Here is an 18,475-nt window from a genome sequence, read left to right on the forward strand (position 1 = left end):
TCCACCAATAGCCCCTTGGCGTCCCCCCGCGGCCTTCACCGCGTCACGCCGGAACGCGGGGGATCCCGACGTTTGCGAGCCCGGCATGAGTGGACGTCTTCACATCTTATTGCATATTCCATGACACGTCGCGCGTTTCCGGACGCGCCAATGTGCCGATGTGTGCACCCAGACACACAAACCTCGCCGCCCCGGAGCGGGCCGTCAGAAAACTGAAAGGTGACGCCGGCAGCATCGGTTTCTTCGTGCCGCCGCATGTCCCATAATCCGCGCCCTCCGAGCCACCGCCCCATTTCACAGGTAAACCGCCGTGGTCAAACCGATTCCGCGTCTTCAGCTGCAGGGCTTCAACAACCTCACCAAGGCGCTCAGCTTCAACATCTACGACATCTGCTACGCGGTGTCCGAGGATCAGCGCCAGCGCTACATCGAGTACATCGACGAGCAGTACGACGCCGACCGTCTCACGCAGATCCTGTCCGACGTGGCCGAGATCATCGGCGCGAACATCCTCAACATCGCGCGCCAGGACTACGATCCGCAGGGCGCCTCGGTGACGATCCTGATCTCCGAGCATCCGGTGGTCGACAAGCTCGGCAAGGACATGATCTCCGACGCCGTGGTCGCGCACCTGGACAAGAGCCACATCACGGTGCACACCTATCCGGAGACGCACCCGCACAACGGCATCGCCACGTTCCGCGCCGACATCGACGTGGCGACGTGCGGCGTGATCTCGCCGCTGCGCGCGTTGAACTACCTGATCGACAGCTTCGAGTCCGACATCGTCACGATGGACTACCGCGTGCGCGGCTTCACCCGCGACGTGAAGGGCCGCAAGCACTACATCGACCACAAGATCAACTCGATCCAGGACTATCTGGCCAAGCACATCCGCCAGAAGTACGAGATGTTCGACGTCAACGTGTATCAGGAAAACATCTTCCACACGAAGATGCACGTGAAGGACTTCGACCTCGACACCTACCTGTTCGAGGCGCAGGCCGACGACCTGTCGTTCAAGGAGCGCCAGCGCATCGAGCAGCTGCTCAAGCGCGAGATCGAGGAGCTGTTCCACGGGCGCAATTTGATGTGAGGCCGGTGATTGGTGATTTGTGATTGGTGATTCGTAAAAGGCGCGCGCGGCCGGCACGCCGTCGCTCCATCCAATCACGAATCACGGCTCTACAGCCTGTACGCCACCGTCTTCATCACCTTCGACGCGAAGCGCATCAGCGCCGGCACCGGATCGGGCAGCCGGCGGGCGCCGGCGGCGAGTGCGCGCTCGGCGTGCGCGGCTTCGTCGTCCTTCATGCGGCGCACGATCGCGCGGCTGCGTTCGTCGCCGGGCGGCAGGGTTTCCAGGTGCTCGCCGAGGTGCGCCTCGACCTGGCGCTCGGTCTCGACCACGAAGCCCAGGCTGAGGCGGTCGCCGACGAGGCCGGCGAACGCGCCGATCGCGTAGGCGCCGGCGTACCAGAGCGGGTTCAACAGGCTCGGCCGGCTGTCGAGTTCTTCCAGGCGCTCGCCGCACCAGGCCAGATGGTCGGTCTCCTCGGCCGCCGCGGCGAGCATCTGCGTGCGCAGCGCCTCGTCGCGCGCGACCGCGGCCTGGCCGAAGTACAGCGCCTGCGCGCAGACCTCGCCGACGTGATTCACGCGCATCAGGCCGGCCGCATGGCGGCGCGCTGCGGCATCGAGTTCACCGTCCTGCGCGGCGCCGGCCGGCGACGGTTGCGCGGCGGCCGGCGTGGCGACGAAGACGGTTTCCAGGGCGCGCTCGATTTCCACCAGGGCGCGATCGAGCGAAGACAACGTACGCGAGGTCATGACGCGGAATTGTCCAATTGTTCCGCCAGCAGCGCCAGCGGGTGCCGCAGCGGCAGCGGTGCGGCGCGTTCGCGCAGGCCGTTGCCGAGATGGAGGCGGCAACCGACATTGGTGGTCAGGATCATGTCCGGCTGCAACGCTGCGGCCTGGTCGAGCTTCTGCGCGCGCAGGCGGTCGGCGAACTCGGGCTGCTCGATGAAGTAGCTGCCGGCCGCGCCGCAGCAACGCGGCTGTTCCGGCAACGGCAGCACGGCCAGATCGGGAATCCGTGCGAGTAAGGTCCGGATCGCGTCGACGCCGCCGGCGACGTTGACCTGGGTGCAGGGCAGATGCAGCGCCGCACGCGCGGCCAGCGGCCGGAACCGCAGCGCCGCGAACCCGGCGTCGGCGGCGAGGAAGGTGTGGATCTCGACCACGCGCATCGCGCCGTCGTTCGCCACCTGATCGCGCAGGTCGCCGTGACAGCCGCTGGCGCTGGTCAGCACGACGTCGGCACCGCTGCGACGCAGCTCCTCGCGCGTCGCCGCCGCAGTCGCCGCGGCGGCTTCGATCTCGCCGGCGTGGCGCGGCAGGGCGCCGCAGCAGGCGCCCGCCGAGGTTGCCACGACCTCGTAGCCGAGCGCCTCGAGCAGGGCCCGTGCCGCCGCGAACGTGTCGCGGTCGTAGACGCTGGCGACGCAGCCGCGGAACAGGACGATGCGGCCGCGCGTGGCGGGAGCGCTACGCGGCCGCTGCGGAGCGGGCCGCGGCGGCGGCGCTTGCGTCAGCGCCAATCGCCGCGCCAGCGAGCCTTTCGGCAGCACGCCGGCCAGCAGCGGCAGCCAGCGGTCGGCACGCAACGCGGCGCCGAGGCGCGCGAGCCGCGTCAGGCGCGCTGGATCGCGCAGCCAACGCCGTATCCGGCCGGGCGCCGGGCGCCGGGCGCGCAAGTCCGCGCGGGTCAGCGCGAGGATGTCGTCGTAGCGGACCTGCGAAGGACAGACCTTCTGGCAGGACAGGCAGCCGAGGCAATGGTCGAGATGGGCCAGCGCCGATGGGCTCGGATCGAGCGCGCCGGTCGCCAGCGCCTTGGCCAGCGCGATGCGGCCGCGCGGCGACTCGGCCTCGATCGCCTCCAGCCGGTAGGTCGGGCAATGCGGCAGGCACAAGCCGCATTGGACGCACTGGTCGGCCAGGGTGAGCAGGGGGGAACCGTCGGCGGGAATGGACACGGGAGCGCCGGGCATGGGGTTCATGCTATCATCGTCTGCTTGGCCGGGCGGACCTGCGGGGTTGCCAGGCCGGCACTCTTCCGCTATCCTCCCGCGCCCTCTTTCAGCCGGGTCCGCTTGTGCAGGGACCGAACCAGAGTCTTCGGATATGAAAACGATCAGCGCCAATGCTGAAACCGTCAAGCGTGATTGGTATGTGGTCGATGCCACCGACAAGACGCTCGGCCGCCTGTGCACCGAACTCGCTCACCGCCTGCGCGGCAAGCACAAGACGGTCTACACGCCGCACGTGGACACCGGCGACTACCTCGTCGTGATCAACGCCGAGAAGGTCGCGGTCACCGGCAACAAGCTCGACGACAAGAACTACCACCGCTTCACGGGCCACATCGGCAACCTGAAGACGACCTCGCTGAAGGACATGCTGGCGAAGCATCCGGAGCGCGTCATCGAGATCGGCGTCAAGGGCATGCTGCCGAAGAACCCGCTCGGCCGCGCCATGTACCGCAAGCTGAAGGTCTACGCCGGCGCGAACCATCCGCACACGGCGCAGCAGCCGCAGGTGCTGGACATCAAGGCGTAACGCGCCTCACACGATACTGAGCAGACACAACACATGGCCATTCAACAGAACTACGGTACCGGTCGTCGCAAGTCTTCCGCCGCGCGCGTGTTCCTGCGCAAGGGCAGCGGCAGCATCGTCGTCAACGGCAAGCCGCTCGACGAGTTCTTCGGGCGCGAGACCTCGCGCATGATCGTGCGCCAGCCGCTCGAACTGACCGAGAACCAGGACAAGTTCGACGTGCTCGTCACCGTCGAAGGCGGCGGCATGACCGGCCAGGCCGGTGCGATCCGCCTCGGCATCGCGCGCGCTCTGGTCGAGTACGACGAAGCGCTGAAGTCGCCGCTGCGCCGCGCCGGTTTCATGACCCGCGACGCCCGCGAGGTCGAGCGCAAGAAGGTCGGCCTGCACAAGGCACGCCGCGCCACGCAGTACTCGAAGCGCTAAACTAGCCAGTACACAGCCCCGTCGCCAAGCGGTAAGGCACCTGACTCTGACTCAGGCATTCGGTGGTTCGAATCCATCCGGGGCTGCCAAAACAGAAGGGAAGCACGCGGCGAAACCGATCGACGGCCGCTTCCCTGGCTTCAACGAAAACCCCCGCCTCGTGCGGGGGTTTTTGGTTTCAGGCGCCGCCCGACCGGCTGCGCGCCGCGCCGCGGCCGTCTCGGCGCGCAGATCGGGCGCGGCGACGAACCGGATTCCCGCTTCAGCCCGCGGCCTTGCCGTCGCGCCCCGCCGGTCGGGTTCGCGCGTCGCCCAGTCGCGGGGAGCCATTCACGGGCTCGGCCGGAATCACCTCGCGCAGCACGATCTCGCGCCACGGCTTGGCGAACGCGACGCCGTCGGCATCGAAGCGTTGCTTGATCGTGCGCAGAAGATCCGACTGCACGGCGCCGTAGTCGCCCGACTTCGTCCACACGCGTACCGCGAGCTGGACGCCGGATTCGACCAGCTGCACCACCGCGACGTCGATCGCCGGCTGCTTCTGCACGCGCGCATCGGCGACGGCGATCGCGCGCAGCAGTTCGATCGCCTGAGCGAGATCGGCGTCGTGCGCCACCGCGATGGCGAGATCGACGCGACGCGTGCCGCGCGCGTTGACGTTGACGATGACGTCGCCGGCGACCTTCGCGTTCGGCAGGATCACTTCGCGGTTGTCGGCGGTCAGCAGGAAGGTCTGCATCAGGCTCACGTTCTGCACCACGCCGGAGACGGCGCCGACCTCGATCGAATCGCCGACGCGGAACGGCCGGAACGCCATCAGCAGCACGCCGGCGGCGAGATTCGACAGCGACCCCTGCAAGGCGAGACCGATGGCGAGGCCGGCGGCGCCGAGCGCGGCGAGCAGCGACGCCGTCGGTACGCCGGCACGATCGAGCGCGCCGACCACGACCAGGGCCAGCAACAGCACGAAGACCAGATTGCGCAGGAAGCTGCCGAGCAACGGGTCGGCGCCGCCGCGCGCCAGCACGCGCTGCAGGCCGGCCGCGATGCGCCGGGCCAGCCACCAGCCGATCAGCAGGATCAGCAAGGCGGCCAGCAGGCGCCCGCTCCAGCCGAGTATCGCGTCGAACACCGCGTTGGTGTTCAGCGATGCGTAGAATTCGCGCAGCCGTTCGCCCATTCCGTCGCTCCGCACAGCCAAAGGCCTAGGCTACCAAGCCCGGCGCGCATCGCGCAGCGTCATCCTCCCTTCCGACGAGAGTCCGCATGTACATCCTCTACTACTCGCCCGGCACCGCCAGCATGGCCGTCCATCTGGCGCTGCTGGAAATCGGCGCTCCGCACGAGCTGCGCAAGATCGACATCGACGCCGGCGACCAGCGCCAGGCGGACTACCTGAGGCTGAATCCGACCGGCATGGTGCCGACCCTGGTGGTCGACGGTGCGCCGTACTACGAATGCCTGGCGATGCTCCTGCTGCTCGCCGAACGCCATCCGGAAGCGGCGCTGGCGCCGGCCCCCGGCACGCCGCAACGCGCGACGTACCTGCAATGGATGGCGCATTTCGCCAACACGCTGCAGCCCGCGTTCCGGCAATGGTTCTATCCGCAGGACTTCGCGCGCGCCGAACACGAACAGGATTCGAAGGCGTTCGCGCGCCGGCGCATCGAGGCGGTGTGGCAGCGGCTCGACGCGCATCTCGCCGCGCACGGCCCGTATCTGCTCGGCGACGACCTCGGCGTCGCCGATCTCTACGCGACGATGCTGATGCGCTGGTCGCGCAACATGCCCAAACCCGCCACCGCGTGGCCGGCGATCGCCGCGCTGGCGGAACGTGTGAAGGCGCGGCCGAGCTGGCAGCGCCTGTACGAGATCGAAGGCCTGACGGAATGGGCGTGAGGCGCGCGCCTCAGACTTCCGCGCGCACGCAGTTGCGTCCGCCCTGCTTGGCGCGATAGAGCTGCGCGTCGGCGGCGCGCATCAGGTCGCCGACCAGGCTCATGCCCGCGCGCCAGCTGGCCACGCCGATGCTGACCGTGACGCGGCGCGCGCCGGCCTGCGGATCGAGATCGAGCGCGGCCACCGCGCGGCACAACCGCTCGGCGAACGCGCACGCCGCGACGGCCTCGTGCTCCGGCAGCACCGCGGCGAACTCCTCGCCGCCGATGCGCGCGAGGATGAAGTCGTCGCGCGCGTTCGCGTCGAGCGCCGCCGAGACCTGGCGCAGCACGACGTCGCCGGCCGGGTGGCCATGGCGATCGTTGATCGACTTGAAATGATCGAGGTCGATGATCAGCAGCGCCAGCGGCCGCGCGTGACTGGCGCTGCGCGCGAGCTCGCGTTCGAGCAGCTCGAGGAAATGACGGCGGTTGTACAGGCCGGTCAGCGGATCGAGCGTGGCGAGCTGGTAGATCTCCTCGTGGTAGCGCGCCTCGACCGAGGAGCGGTCCATGAACTTCAGCACGCAGCTGCCGATCGTGATGTGGTCGCCGTCCTTCAGCTCGGCCTCGATGATCGGCTGGTCGTTGAGCAGGGTCTTGTTGGTCGACTCCAGGTCCTTGACGCGATAGCCGGACGGCTCGCGCCAGATGCGCGCGTGCTGGCGCGACACGCTGCGTTCGAGGATCTGGAAATCGCACTCGGGCGCGCGCCCGACCGTCAGCGGCTGATCGCCGACGTCGATGCGCTGGCCGAGGCGCTGGCCCTGCAGCACGACCAGCGAAGCGGAATCGCCCCGCCCCTCGTGGCTCGGCGGGTGCAGCGTGCGTCGCTGCGTGGTGGAGGAATCGCGGTCGCGTCGGATCATGTCAGGGGAGTGGCCCGGCGTTGGGGTTCTTCGAATGCTCCGTTCCCGACGGCTCCGAGTCGAATCGGCCGGGCCGGGAGGCCGCTGCACGGACACTCGCATGCTCGACCGCGCAGGCGCTTTCCTGTGGCGAAGAGGCTCGCAATGCCTTCGGGCTCCTTGCTGCGCCGCACAATCCGACGCGATGCCTGCGCGCCGTTCCTCGGTGCGCGCCGTCGAAACGGCCTATACTCTGTGCGTTAGTTCACATTTTAGGCACACGCGGATCGCAGCGGAACAGGGGCCGCCATGCACGTCAGCGACATCTCGCCCGACGAGGCGACCGAAGTCCAGTCCTTGCAGCAGGCTTCCGCGGCGGACACCCCCGCCGCCGCGCCGCTCCCCGCCGGCACCGTCTTCGGCGCCTACGTGATCCGCCGCGTCCTCGGCGAAGGCGGCATGGGCCGTGTCTATCTCGCCGAACAGACGCGCCCCGTGCGCCGCGAAGTCGCGTTGAAGCTGATCCGCGAGCAGATCGCCAGCCCGCTCGCGCGCGCTTATTTCGAGGTCGAACGCCAGGCGCTGGCGCAGATGCAGCACCCGGCGATCGCGCAGGTGTTCGACGCCGGTGCCGGCGAGGACGGCCATCTGTATCTGGCGATGGAAGTCGTCGAAGGCGTCTCGATCACGCGCTTCTGCCGCGAAGAGCAGCTCTCGCTCGACCAGCGCCTGAGGCTGTTCGCGCTCGTCTGCCGCGGCGTCCAGCATGCGCACCAGAAAGGCATCCTGCACCGCGACCTGAAACCGGCCAACGTGCTGGTGCGGCGCGTCGACGGCGAGCCGGCGCCGAAGATCATCGACTTCGGCATCGCCGTCGGCAGCGCCGACACCGGCATCGACGACTACGCCGGGACCGCCGTCTACATGAGTCCTGAGCAGGCGGCGCCGCAGCAGCGCCCGCTGGACACGCGCAGCGACGTCTACTCGCTCGGCGTGATGCTGTACGAAGTGCTCACCGACGCCGACGCGGCCGAGCTGACGTCGGCCGCGCACCGCTCGGCACGCGCACCGCAACAGACCCTGCTCGCCGCGCTCGACGGCGAGGCCGGCGCGCCTTCGGCGGACACGCTGATCGCGGCCACGCGCCACCTGCCGGCCGAGCTGCGCGCGGTGCTGCGCAAGACGCTCGCGCTCGAACGCAACGACCGCTACGACTCCGCCGCCGCACTGGCCGACGAGCTGGAACGCTTCCGCGAGCGCCGCCCGCTGCAGGCGATGCGGCGCTCGCGCGGATACCTGCTGCGCAAGTTCGTGCAGCGGCATCGGATCGGCTTCGCCGCCAGCACGCTGGCCGTGCTCGCCCTGCTGCTCGGCAGCGCGCTGGCCGTCGACGGCCTGGTGCGCGCACGCCGCGCCGCCGCGATCGCCCAGGTCGAGGCGGCCAAGGCGACCCAGGTCGCCGGTTTCGTGCGCGAGATGCTGGCCGGCATCGATCCGGACCGCGCGCGCAGCATGGACCGCAGCCTGATGCGCCTGCTGCTCGACTCGGCCGCCGCGCGCGCCGAACGCCAGCTCGGCGCGCAGCCGGCCGTGCGCGCCGAGATCGAGCGCACGATCGCCGGCAGCTACGCCTCGCTCGGCGAACTCGACCTCGCCGGCAGGCATTACGAAGCGGCGATCGCCGCGAGCCGCAGCGCGGGCGCTGCGAACGCGCAGGTCGCGCGGCTGATCGTGCGCAACGCGGAGAACATCGACAACCAGGGCAAGCCGCAGGAGGCGCTGCAGGTCGCGCAGCAGGCGCTGGCGATGGTCGCGGCGCTGCCACCGGACGATCGCGACCGGCTCTTCATCGAGAGCCACCTGGCCGGTATCGAAAGCGACGCCGGCCAGCTCGAAGCGAGCCACGATCGCTACCTGCGCGTGCTCGAGCGCCAGCGCCGCCTGTTCGGCGAACACGACGAGGACACCCTCGAAAGCGTCGAGGGCCTGGCCATCACCGCGGCGATGATGGCGCGCTTCGACGAGGCGCGGCCGCTGTACGAAACCCTGGTCGCGCAGCGCCGCGCGCGCTACGGCGACGAGCATTCCAAGACGCTGTCGGCGATCAACGGCCTGGCCATCCTCGAACTCGAGCAGAAGCGCTTCGCCGAGGCCGAGAAGCTGCTGGCGCCGCAGTTGCCGATCGCCGAGCGCGTGTTCGGGGCGGAACATCCCACGACCCTGCGCTTCATCAGCAATCTCGGCGGCGCGATCCGCCAGCAAGGCCGCAACGAGGAAGCGCGCCCGTACTACGAGCGCGCATTCGCGCTGTCGAGCAAGCTGTCGGGTCCGGCGAGTCCCGGCACCGTCATCGCCGAGAGCAATCTGGCCGCGCTGCTGCGCGACGCCGGCGAACTGGAGCCGGCCTTGCGCCACGCGCGCGCGGCCGATGCGAACGCCGAGACGGCGTTCGCCGACAATCCGATCCGCGCGATCTTCCGCAAGGAGCTCGCCACGGTGCTGATCAGCCTGCATCGCTACGCCGACGCCGAGCGCGAACTCGCGCAGGCCTGGGCGACGTTCAGCGCCGCACCCGCGTACGGCCCCGCTCATCCGCGCGCGCAGGAAGTGGTCGACACCTATGTCGTGCTGTACGCGGCCTGGGGCAAGCCGGACCTCGAAGCCGAATGGAAGGCGCGCAAGACGCCGCCGGAGACGGCGGCCGGCGGCCCCGGCTGAACGAAGCGCGGCGCGACGCGCACCTCTGGCACTGCGGGAAGTCCGCCTGGGGAAGATCGCGGACGATCGCCCGCTTGCCGCGCGCCCGGATTCGCGGCGCTCGCCGCGAATCCGGCTGCGGAGATCGCTCTTCCCACTCAGTGCTCGACGCGCACCAGCTCCAGCCGCCTTCCGTCGTCGAGACGCACGTCGAGCTCGGATTCGATCCGGGCCAGCGCGCGCAGGCGCGGGCAGAGGCCTTCGGCGCGGCGTTCGAGGTCCTTGCTGCGGCGCTCGACCGCGCGTTCGACCTTGGCCTCGAGCGCGTTCGCGCGCGCTTCCAGTTCGGCCGCGGCCTTTTCGTCGCCGCTGAACGCGACCGCGATCGCCTGACCGGCGACGTTGCCGGCGATCTCGCCGACCAGGGTGCCGGCGATGCTCTCGGCGAGACGATCGACGTCGCCGTCGCTCCAGGCGTCGAAGCGGTCGTTGTCGGCGAGGCGCCGGTCGAGTTCGCGCCCGGCCCGCGCCAGGCGTTCGGCGCTGGCGCGCGCGGCCTGCGGATCCCTGGCGAACGCGGCGGAGACTTCGGTGACCGCGTCGAGCGCGATCGCGATCGCCTCGCGGGCGATTCCCTTCACTTCCGGCACGGTGTCGCGCACGCCGCGCTCGATCTCGATCAGGCGCCGGCGATCGGCCGCGTCGACGTCGACGCGCCGACCGTCCACGCGCAGCGTGCCGTCGGCGACGACCACACTCGCCGGCGTGCCGTGCTCGCGCTTGAACTCGAGGCGGTCGGCGTCGACGGTCAGCGAATAGTCGCTGTGCAGGTTGCAGTCGGAACCGCGGACGTCGATGCCGGCGTGCGCGGCGGTGGCGCCGGCGAGACCCAGCGCGGCGGCGAGAAACAGACGGTGCATGGCGATCCTCCTCTCGAATGCTTCGCTTCGATGCGGAGGATCGCGCGGCGGTTTAAACGGCACGCGTGCCGGGCGTCACCCAACGCACGGCACGGTGCCGGAAGTCACGACGTCACTGACGGTCGTTCGGCGCGATCAGCGCGCGATAGGCCAGGCCGCCGAGCGCGCCGCCGACGATCGGAGCGAGCCAGAACAGCCACAGCTGCGACAGCGCGCCGGTGCTGGCGAATAGCGCGACGCCGGTCGAGCGCGCCGGATTCACCGACGTATTGGTGACCGGGATGCTGATCAGGTGGATCAGGGTCAGCGCGAAGCCGATCGCGATCGGCGCGAAGCCGGTCGGCGCGCGGCCGTGCGTGGAACCCATGATGATGAAGACGAAGAAGAACGTCAGCACGACTTCGCAGATCAGCGCGGCCTGCAGCGAATAGCCGCCCGGCGACAGCTCGCCGTAGCCGTTGGAGGCGAAGCCGCCGACCTCGAAGCCCGGTTTGCCGCTGGCGATCAGGTACAGAACGCCCGCGGCGGCGATCGCGCCGATCACCTGGGCGATGATGTACGGGATCAGGTCACTGGCGGGAAAGCGTCCGCCGGCGACCAGGCCGACCGACACGGCCGGATTGAAATGACCGCCCGAAACATGGCCCACCGCGTAGGCCATCGTCAGCACCGTCAGGCCGAAGGCGAGCGCGACGCCGGCGAAGCCGATGCCGAGCGTCGGCACCGCTGCCGCCAGCACGGCGCTGCCGCAGCCGCCGAGCACGAGCCAGAACGTACCGAAGAATTCCGCACCCAATCGTTTGCCCATCGACATCGTCTCATCTCCCGTTGATCAGTTAGGAACGCAAGCGACGCGGCGGCGCCCGCCCCTGGCGGCTGCCGCGTGCGCCGCATCCTACGTCGAGCGCGCGGCAAGCGTGCGTGAACAACGCAACAAACGGTCACGGCGCACGGCGCCGGGCACGGCCGCCCGGACGCGCGCGGCATTGGTGTTCGCGCCGGATCGGGCGGACAATGCCCTCCCCTCCGGATCGCGAGGTGCGTCATGCCGAAGTACGTGATCGAACGCGACATCCCCGGCGCGGGCCGCCTGACGGCGCAGGAGCTGCAAGCGATTTCGCAGAAGTCCTGCGGCGTGCTGCGCGACATGGGCCCGCAGGTGCAGTGGCTGCAGAGCTACGTCACCGACGACAAGATCTACTGCGTCTACATCGCGCCGGACGAAGCCAGCGTGCGCGAGCACGCGGCGCAGGGCGGCTTTCCGGCGAACAGCGTCGCACGCGTGCGCGCGGTGATCGATCCGACCACGTCGGAATAGCGTCAGGCTTCGAACAGCCGGCCGATGACGGCGGTGGCCGCCATCGCCAGCGCGCTCCAGAAGACCACGCGCAGTGCGCCGGGCAGCATCGGCGCGCCGCCCGCGCGCGCGGCGGTGGCGCCGAGCGCGGCCAGCGCGACCAGGCACGCAGCCATCACCGTCACGGCGAGGCCCTGCAGCGGTGCCAGCGCGACGACCAGCAGCGGCAACGCGGCGCCGCTGGCGAATGCCGCCGCCGAAGCGCCGGCGGCCTGCAGCGGACGAGCGCGCAGCTCGTGCGTGATGCCGAGCTCGTCGCGCGCGTGCGCGCCGAGCGCATCGTGCGCGGTCAACTGCTCGGCGACGCGATGGGCGAGCTCGGCGTCGAGCCCGCGCCTGACGTAGATGCCGGCCAGCTCGCGCAGTTCGCCTTCCGGGTATTGCCGGAGCTCGTGCCGCTCGATCGCCAGGTCCGCCTTCTCCGTGTCCGCCTGCGAGCTGACCGAGACGAACTCGCCGGCGGCCATCGACAACGCGCCGCCGACCAGCCCGGCAACGCCGGCGAGCAGGATGCTGTGCCGCTCCGAGCCGGCGGCGGCGAAGCCGACGATCAGGCTGGCGGTCGAGACGACGCCGTCGTTGGCACCGAGCACGGCGGCGCGCAGCCAGCCGACGCGATTGGAACGATGAACCTCGCCTTGATGCCTCGGCATGCGATTTCCCGGCGGTTTTCCTGACTGGAGTCACACTCGGTCGCGCCCACTTTGCGCGATGTGAACATCTGGAATCGTAGCATCCGGATTCCGCCCGTGATCGAGCACCGATGCCGCCCCGTCCTGCGTCTCCCGCATTGCTGTGCCTGCTGTTCGCGTTCTGCGCGACGGGCGCGCTGCACGCGAGCGCCGCGGGCTTCGGCTTGAAGGACGTCGACGCATTGGCCAAGCAGCGCGCCGCGGCAGCGTTCACCAATCCGGATGCGAACCTCCCGCCCGAACTGCAACGCCTCGACCACGACCGCTACCAGGCGATCGCCTTCAAGCCCGACACCGCGCTGTGGCACGGCGCCAAGCCGCCGCTGCCGTTCACGCTGGCGTTCTTTCCGCAGGGCTGGGCGTTCGACCGGCCGGTCGGCCTGCACGAGATCACGCCGCGCGGCGTGCACGATCTCGCCTTCGATCCCGCGCAGTTCGACTTCGGCGCGGCGAAGGTCGATCCTTCCGCGATACAGGGCCTCGGCTACGCCGGCTTCCGCGCGACCACCGCCTTGAACCTGCCGGGACAGAGCGACGAATTCGTCTCGTTCCTCGGCGCGAGCTATTTCCGCGCGATCGGCAAGGGCCAGCTGTACGGCCTTTCCGCGCGCGGGCTGGCGATCGACACCGCGCAGGCCTCGGGCGAGGAGTTTCCGCGCTTCGTCGAATTCTGGATCGAGCGGCCGAAGCCGAACGCCGGGCAGCTCGTCGTCTACGGCCTGCTCGATTCGCCGCGCGCGAGCGGCGCGTACCGCTTCGCGATCCAGCCCGGCGTCGACACCGTGGTCGAGGTCGAGGCGCGCATCTACCTGCGCGACAAGGTCGACAAGCTCGGCCTCGCGCCGCTGACCAGCATGTATCTGCGCGGCGCCAACCAGCGCACGCCGAGCGGCGAGGACTACCGGCCCGAAGTCCACGATTCCGACGGACTGTCGGTGCAGTCCGACGGCGGCGAGTGGATCTGGCGGCCGCTGCTCAATCCCAAGCGCCTGCTGGTCACCTCCTTCGCGCAAACCCATCCGCGCGGCTTCGGCCTGATGCAGCGCGCGCGCGGCTTCGATCGCTACGAAGATCTGCAGACGCGCTACGACCTGCATCCGAGCGCATGGGTCGAGCCGATCGGCGACTGGGGCGCAGGGCGCGTCGAACTGGTGATGATCCCGGCCCAGGACGAAACCAACGACAACATCGTCGCCTACTGGGTACCGGCGACGACGCCCGCGCTGCAGCAGCCGCTCGCGCTGAAGTATCGCGTGCACTGGCAGAAGGATCAGGAGACGCAGCCGCCGTTCGCCCGCGTCGTGCAGACGCGCCAGGGCACGCGCAGCGCGCGCAACGACGAACACTCGATCGGCTTCGCGATCGATTTCGCCGGGCCGCTCGACGGCGACGGCGACGGCGAGGTCGAGGCGGTGGTCGGTGCGGACGCCAACGCGCAGGCGCTGCAGCACAGCCTGAAGCCGAGCGCGGACGGCGCAGGCTGGCGCCTCAGCCTGCGCCTGAAGCGCAACGACGACGCCAAGCCGGTCGAGTTGCGCGCCTATCTCAAGCGCGGCGCGGCGGTATCGGAAACATGGAGCTACGTGCTGCCGCCGAACTGAAGCGGCGCGCATCCGCCGGCGCGGATGTCTGCAGCCGCTATCTCGCCCGCCTCGGCCTGAAGCCGGGGCGGCGCGAATCGCTGCAGCAGGTCTGCGCCGAGGCCGGGGACGCGGACAATGCGATGGCGCGGCTGCACGCCGCCCTCGCCGAGGACGCGGCGATCGACGCGAATCCGGCGCAGGCGTCGTTGAACGCGCGGCTCCAGCTCGCCGGCGCGTTCGAAGGTCCGGCCGCGGTCGTCGCCGACGATCCGCGCCGCGGCCTGCGCCTGCTGTCGGCGCCGCCGCTGCATCGCGCCTCGATGACGCCGGGCCTGTGGCCGCCGCCGGGACTGATCCGGCTGCCGTCGTGGCTGCGACGCCGGCGTGCGCCGACATCGCCACGCGACGACGGCGAAGTGCCGCCGCCGGCCGACTGGCAGCGCGCGGCCACCGTGCGCCGCGTGCTGCTGCTCGGCATGGTGCTGGCGCAGTCGTACTTCGCCACCAGCGCGATGGTCGGCGTGCTGCCGTATCACGGCACCAAGCCGATGGAGATGGCGGTACTGGTCCTGTTCGCGATCCTGATCGGCTGGGTCTCGGCGGGCTTCTGGACCGCGCTGGCCGGCTTCGTGCTGCTGGTGCGCGGCCACGACCGCTACGCGATCTCGGCCAGGCATCTGGCCGGCGCGCCGCTGCCGCCCGAGGCGCGCACCGCGATCGTGATGCCGATCTGCAACGAGGACGTCGCGCGCGTGTTCGCCGGCCTGCGCGCGACCTGCGCGTCGCTGGCGCAGACCGGCGAGATCGAGCGCTTCGATTTCTTCGTGCTCAGCGATTCCAGCGACGCCGACATCCGCGTCGCCGAACGCGAGGCCTGGCTCGACCTGCAAGCCTCGCTGCCGACCGGCCGCGTCTACTACCGGCGACGGCAGCATCGCATCAAGCGCAAGAGCGGCAACGTCGCCGACTTCTGCCGGCGCTGGGGCCGCGACTACCGCTACATGGTCGTGCTCGACGCCGACAGCGTGATGAGCGGCAACTGCCTGGTCGAGCTCGTGCGCCTGATGGAAGCGAACCCGAACGCCGGCATCGTGCAGACCGCGCCGCGCGCGGCCGGCCGCGAGACGCTGTACTCGCGCATCCAGCAGTTCGCCACGCGCGTGTACGGCCCGCTGTTCGTCACCGGCCTGCATTTCTGGCAGCTCGGCGAATCGCACTATTGGGGCCACAACGCGATCATCCGCGTCGCGCCGTTCATGCGTCACTGCGCGCTCGGCCGCCTACCCGGCGGCGGCGAGATCCTTTCGCACGACTTCGTCGAGGCCGCGCTGATGCGCCGCGCCGGCTGGGCGGTGTGGATCGCCTACGAGCTGTCCGGCAGCTACGAGGAGATGCCGCCGAACCTGCTCGACGAGCTGAAGCGCGACCGCCGCTGGTGCCAGGGCAACCTGATCAATTCGCGCCTGTTCTTCGCGCAGGGCCTGCACCCCGCGCATCGCGCCGTGTTCGTGACCGGCGTGATGGCCTATCTGTCGGCGCCGTTGTGGTTCGGCTTCCTGCTGCTGTCGACCGTGCTGCTGGCGATCCACACCTTGTCCGAACCGACCTACTTCACCGCGCCGAACCAGCTATTCCCCCTTTGGCCGGAATGGCATCCGGCGCGCGCGATCGGCCTGTTCGGCGCGACCGCGACCTTGCTGTTCCTGCCGAAGATCCTCAGCGTCGCGCTGATCGCGCTGAAGGACGCCAAGCCGTTCGGCGGTACGCTGCGGCTGGCGGCGAGCGTGCTGCTGGAGATCGTGTTCTCCGCGTGGCTCGCGCCGATCCGCATGCTGTTCCACACCAAGTTCATCGGCGCGGCGCTGGTCGGCTGGGCGGTGCACTGGAAGTCGCCGCCGCGCGACGACGCGCAGACCACCTGGCGCGAAGCCTGCGTGCGCCACGGCGGCCAGACCGTGCTCGGCCTGGCCTGGCTCGGCCTGGTGTACTGGCTCAATCCCGCGTACCTGTGGTGGCTGCTGCCGGTCGCCGGAGCGATGGCGCTGTCGATCCCGATCTCGGTGTACTCCAGCCGCGTCACGCTCGGCCGTCGCGCGCGTTCGGCGCGCCTGTTCCTGATTCCGGAGGAATCGCATCCGCCGCGCGTGCTGCGCCGCATGCGCCGCTACCTGCAGCACGCCGCGTCGACGCCGCGCTTCGTCGACGCGGTGGTCGACCCGCTGCGCAACGCGATCGCCTGCGCCGCCGACGTCGCTCGCACCGAGCATTCCGAAGCGGTGCAGCGCGCGCATGCGGAGGTCGTCGCGCGCGCACTGCGCGACGGCCCGGCGGCGCTCGACGAAAACGACCGTAACGCCCTGCTGCGCGACGCGCAGGCGTTGTCGCGCCTGCATTTCTCGGTGTGGTCCTCGCCCGAGGCGCACCCGGACTGGCTCGAGGCGCCGCTGGCGCCGCCGCCGCGGCGCAAGGCGCGGGGCGAAACGGCGAGGCCGTGATGGCGCTCCTTCTCCCGTGTGCGCGAGAAGGCGGACGGGGCGACGGAACGCACTGCGCCGACTTGCCCCGTCCGCCGCGCTGCGCGCGTCGGCCTCCCCCGCAAGCGGCGGAGACGAGCCCGCATGACTCGACGTGTGCGCATCGAGACAAAGCATTCGAACGCCTCCAGGAGCCCGCATGAACCGCCGCGACCTGCTGACCGCCTCCTCCTACCTCCTCGCCGCGCTGCCCCTGCTCGGCCGCGCCGCGTCGCGGCCCGGCAGCGCGCCGTTCGAGCCGCAGCGCTTCGACTACGCGGCGCTGAAGGGCCATGCGCGCGCGCTGGCCGAGCGGCCGTTCGTCGCGCCGAACCTCGACATCCCGCGCGTGCTCACCGAGCTGGACTGGGACCACTATCAGGCGATCCGCCCGGACCCGAAGCATGCGCTGTGGGCCGACGAGCGCGCCGCGCGTTTCCGCGCGCAGTTCTTCCACCTCGGCATGCAGTTCCGCCGCTCCGTGCACGTCTACGAGGTCGTCGACGGCGTCGCGCACGAAGTCGACTACGATCCGCGGCGCTTCGACCTCTCCAGGAGCGGCGTCGACGGCGACAAGCTGCCGCACGACCTCGGCTACGCCGGCTTCCGCCTGAACTTCCATCGCGACTTCGCGCGCGACGTCGTCGCGTTCCTCGGTGCGAGCTATTTCCGCGCGGTCGGCGGCACGCTGCAATACGGCCTGTCGGCGCGCGGCGTGGCGATCGACTGCGGCCTGCCGCGCGCGGAGGAATTCCCCGACTTCACCACCTTCTGGCTCGAACGCCCCAAGCCCGACACCGACAGCCTCGTGCTGTACGCGCTGCTCGACGGCCCGAGCGTCGCCGGCGCCTATCGCTTCGACGTCGTGCCGGGCGAGCCGCTGACGATGCGCGTCGACGTCGCGCTGTATCCGCGCAAGCCGATCGAGCGGCTCGGCATCGCGCCGCTGACCAGCATGTTCCTGGTCGCGCCGCACGATCGCCGCATCGCAGACGACTGGCGGCCGGCGATCCACGATTCGGACGGCCTGGCGCTGTGGACCGGCGTCGGCGAATGGATCTGGCGGCCGCTGGTCAACTCGGCCGACGTGCGCGTCAACTCGTTCTTCGACCGCACGCCGCGCGGCTTCGGCCTGATGCAGCGCGACCGCAACTTCGACCACTACCAGGACGACGGCGTGTTCTACGACCGGCGGCCGAGCCTGTGGGTCGAGCCTCTGTCCGGCTTCGGCGCCGGCGCGGTGCAGCTGGTCGAGCTGCCGGCGCCGGACGAGACGCGCGACAACATCGTCGCCTACTGGACGCCGGAAGCGCCGCCGCAGCCGGGCCAGGAACTGCTGTATTCCTACCGCCTGTATTGGGGCGGGAAGACGCCGGCGGCCTCGCCGCTGGCCGAAGCCGCGATGACCTGGACCGGCATCGGCGGCCCGCCCGGCGTCACGCGCACGTACTTCTCGTGGAAGTTCGTCGTCGATTTCGCCGGCGGCGAGCTGGCGACGCTGCCGCGCGAGGCCACGCTCGAACCGGTCATCTCGGTCTCGCGCGGCAAGGTCGAAACCGTCTCGGCGCGTCCGCTCGACTCGATCCGCGGCTGGCGCGTGATGTTCGACGTCGTGCCGGACAAGAGTCCCGAGCCGATCGACCTGCGCCTGTTCCTGCGCGACGCGAAGAAACAGCCACTGAGCGAGACCTGGCTGTACCAGTGGACGCCGCCGCCGGCGGCGCGAGGCTGAGCCGGCGTACGGAGATGCCGCTCCGGACGGCAGCGACCCGGCTCGCGGCGTCGTTCCAGCCAGATCGGTAACCCATCGCGGGCCAGCCCTGCGGCGATTCAACAGCATGACCAATGTCACTGGCCCTTGCGTTTCCCCACAAGTAA

General features: G+C 70.1%; 16 protein-coding genes and 1 tRNA gene. 10 read left to right on the forward strand and 7 right to left on the reverse strand.

Annotated features, from left to right (window positions below; all coding sequences use genetic code 11):
- Window positions 1-310 precede the first annotated feature (310 nt).
- Window positions 311-1,096, forward strand: coding sequence for an adenosylmethionine decarboxylase (gene speD, locus J7520_RS16085; protein WP_291190330.1), 786 nt, complete (start codon window positions 311-313; stop codon window positions 1,094-1,096).
- Window positions 1,097-1,185: 89 nt separating this feature from the next.
- Here speD and coq7 read toward each other — a convergent pair whose 3' ends face one another.
- Both coq7 and J7520_RS16095 read right to left on the reverse strand, forming a co-directional pair.
- Window positions 1,186-1,830: a 2-polyprenyl-3-methyl-6-methoxy-1,4-benzoquinone monooxygenase gene (gene coq7 / locus J7520_RS16090; RefSeq protein WP_291190333.1), complete on the reverse strand. Its 645-nt coding sequence runs from the start codon at window positions 1,828-1,830 to the stop codon at window positions 1,186-1,188.
- Entirely contained in the window at window positions 1,827-3,065 is a 1,239-nt protein-coding gene (locus tag J7520_RS16095; RefSeq protein ID WP_291190336.1) for a (Fe-S)-binding protein, read from the reverse strand. The genes coq7 and J7520_RS16095 overlap by 4 nt, the downstream gene beginning before the upstream one ends.
- A gap of 124 nt (window positions 3,066-3,189) precedes the next feature.
- Between J7520_RS16095 and rplM the strand changes: the two genes are divergently transcribed.
- The 3 genes from rplM (at window position 3,190) to J7520_RS16110 (ending at window position 4,139) form a co-directional block, all read left to right on the forward strand.
- On the forward strand, window positions 3,190-3,624 hold the full coding sequence (gene rplM / locus J7520_RS16100; RefSeq protein ID WP_291190339.1) for a 50S ribosomal protein L13: 435 nt from the start codon (window positions 3,190-3,192) through the stop codon (window positions 3,622-3,624).
- 33 nt (window positions 3,625-3,657) lie between these two features.
- Window positions 3,658-4,050 carry a 30S ribosomal protein S9 gene (gene rpsI, locus J7520_RS16105; RefSeq protein WP_291190342.1) on the forward strand — a complete coding sequence of 131 codons (393 nt, stop codon included), beginning with the start codon at window positions 3,658-3,660 and terminating at the stop codon, window positions 4,048-4,050.
- Window positions 4,051-4,064: 14 nt separating this feature from the next.
- A tRNA-Gln gene (locus tag J7520_RS16110) sits at window positions 4,065-4,139 on the forward strand.
- Window positions 4,140-4,312: 173 nt separating this feature from the next.
- On the opposite strand, the gene J7520_RS16115 is transcribed toward J7520_RS16110, so the two are convergent.
- Window positions 4,313-5,230, reverse strand: coding sequence for a mechanosensitive ion channel domain-containing protein (locus tag J7520_RS16115; protein WP_291190345.1), 918 nt, complete (start codon window positions 5,228-5,230; stop codon window positions 4,313-4,315).
- An 86-nt stretch (window positions 5,231-5,316) separates the two neighbouring features.
- On the opposite strand from J7520_RS16115, the gene J7520_RS16120 reads away from it, so the two are divergent.
- Window positions 5,317-5,949 (forward strand): glutathione S-transferase family protein, encoded by a 633-nt coding sequence (locus tag J7520_RS16120; protein ID WP_291190348.1) that lies wholly within the window; start codon window positions 5,317-5,319, stop codon window positions 5,947-5,949.
- A gap of 10 nt (window positions 5,950-5,959) precedes the next feature.
- On the opposite strand, the gene J7520_RS16125 is transcribed toward J7520_RS16120, so the two are convergent.
- Entirely contained in the window at window positions 5,960-6,856 is an 897-nt protein-coding gene (locus tag J7520_RS16125; protein WP_291190351.1) for a GGDEF domain-containing protein, read from the reverse strand.
- A 288-nt stretch (window positions 6,857-7,144) separates the two neighbouring features.
- On the opposite strand from J7520_RS16125, the gene J7520_RS16130 reads away from it, so the two are divergent.
- Window positions 7,145-9,553, forward strand: coding sequence for a serine/threonine-protein kinase (locus J7520_RS16130; protein WP_291190353.1), 2,409 nt, complete (start codon window positions 7,145-7,147; stop codon window positions 9,551-9,553).
- Window positions 9,554-9,690: 137 nt separating this feature from the next.
- On the opposite strand, the gene J7520_RS16135 is transcribed toward J7520_RS16130, so the two are convergent.
- Together J7520_RS16135 and aqpZ are read right to left on the reverse strand one after the other, a co-directional pair.
- The gene (locus J7520_RS16135) at window positions 9,691-10,452 is read right to left on the reverse strand and encodes a DUF2884 family protein (protein ID WP_291190356.1); all 762 of its coding nucleotides are present in this window, start codon (window positions 10,450-10,452) and stop codon (window positions 9,691-9,693) included.
- A gap of 112 nt (window positions 10,453-10,564) precedes the next feature.
- Complete coding sequence (aqpZ, locus tag J7520_RS16140) at window positions 10,565-11,266, reverse strand: aquaporin Z (protein WP_291190359.1); 702 nt, start codon at window positions 11,264-11,266, stop codon at window positions 10,565-10,567.
- A 231-nt stretch (window positions 11,267-11,497) separates the two neighbouring features.
- On the opposite strand from aqpZ, the gene J7520_RS16145 reads away from it, so the two are divergent.
- Entirely contained in the window at window positions 11,498-11,770 is a 273-nt protein-coding gene (locus J7520_RS16145; RefSeq protein WP_291190362.1) for a DUF4242 domain-containing protein, read from the forward strand.
- A gap of 2 nt (window positions 11,771-11,772) precedes the next feature.
- On the opposite strand, the gene J7520_RS16150 is transcribed toward J7520_RS16145, so the two are convergent.
- A complete protein-coding gene (locus J7520_RS16150; protein WP_291190365.1) occupies window positions 11,773-12,462 on the reverse strand; it encodes a VIT family protein in 690 nt (229 codons plus the stop codon).
- 110 nt (window positions 12,463-12,572) lie between these two features.
- On the opposite strand from J7520_RS16150, the gene J7520_RS16155 reads away from it, so the two are divergent.
- The 3 genes from J7520_RS16155 (at window position 12,573) to J7520_RS16165 (ending at window position 18,329) form a co-directional block, all read left to right on the forward strand.
- Complete coding sequence (locus J7520_RS16155) at window positions 12,573-14,102, forward strand: glucan biosynthesis protein G (protein WP_291190367.1); 1,530 nt, start codon at window positions 12,573-12,575, stop codon at window positions 14,100-14,102.
- Window positions 14,075-16,579, forward strand: coding sequence for a glucans biosynthesis glucosyltransferase MdoH (gene mdoH, locus J7520_RS16160; protein ID WP_291190370.1), 2,505 nt, complete (start codon window positions 14,075-14,077; stop codon window positions 16,577-16,579). Before J7520_RS16155 ends, mdoH begins: the two co-directional genes overlap by 28 nt.
- 178 nt (window positions 16,580-16,757) lie before the next feature.
- Entirely contained in the window at window positions 16,758-18,329 is a 1,572-nt protein-coding gene (locus tag J7520_RS16165) for a glucan biosynthesis protein D (RefSeq protein ID WP_291190373.1), read from the forward strand.
- The last annotated feature ends 146 nt before the right edge of the window (window positions 18,330-18,475 follow it).

This window comes from Dokdonella sp., assembly GCF_017744955.1.
In the GTDB taxonomy this organism is placed as follows: domain Bacteria; phylum Pseudomonadota; class Gammaproteobacteria; order Xanthomonadales; family Rhodanobacteraceae; genus Dokdonella_A.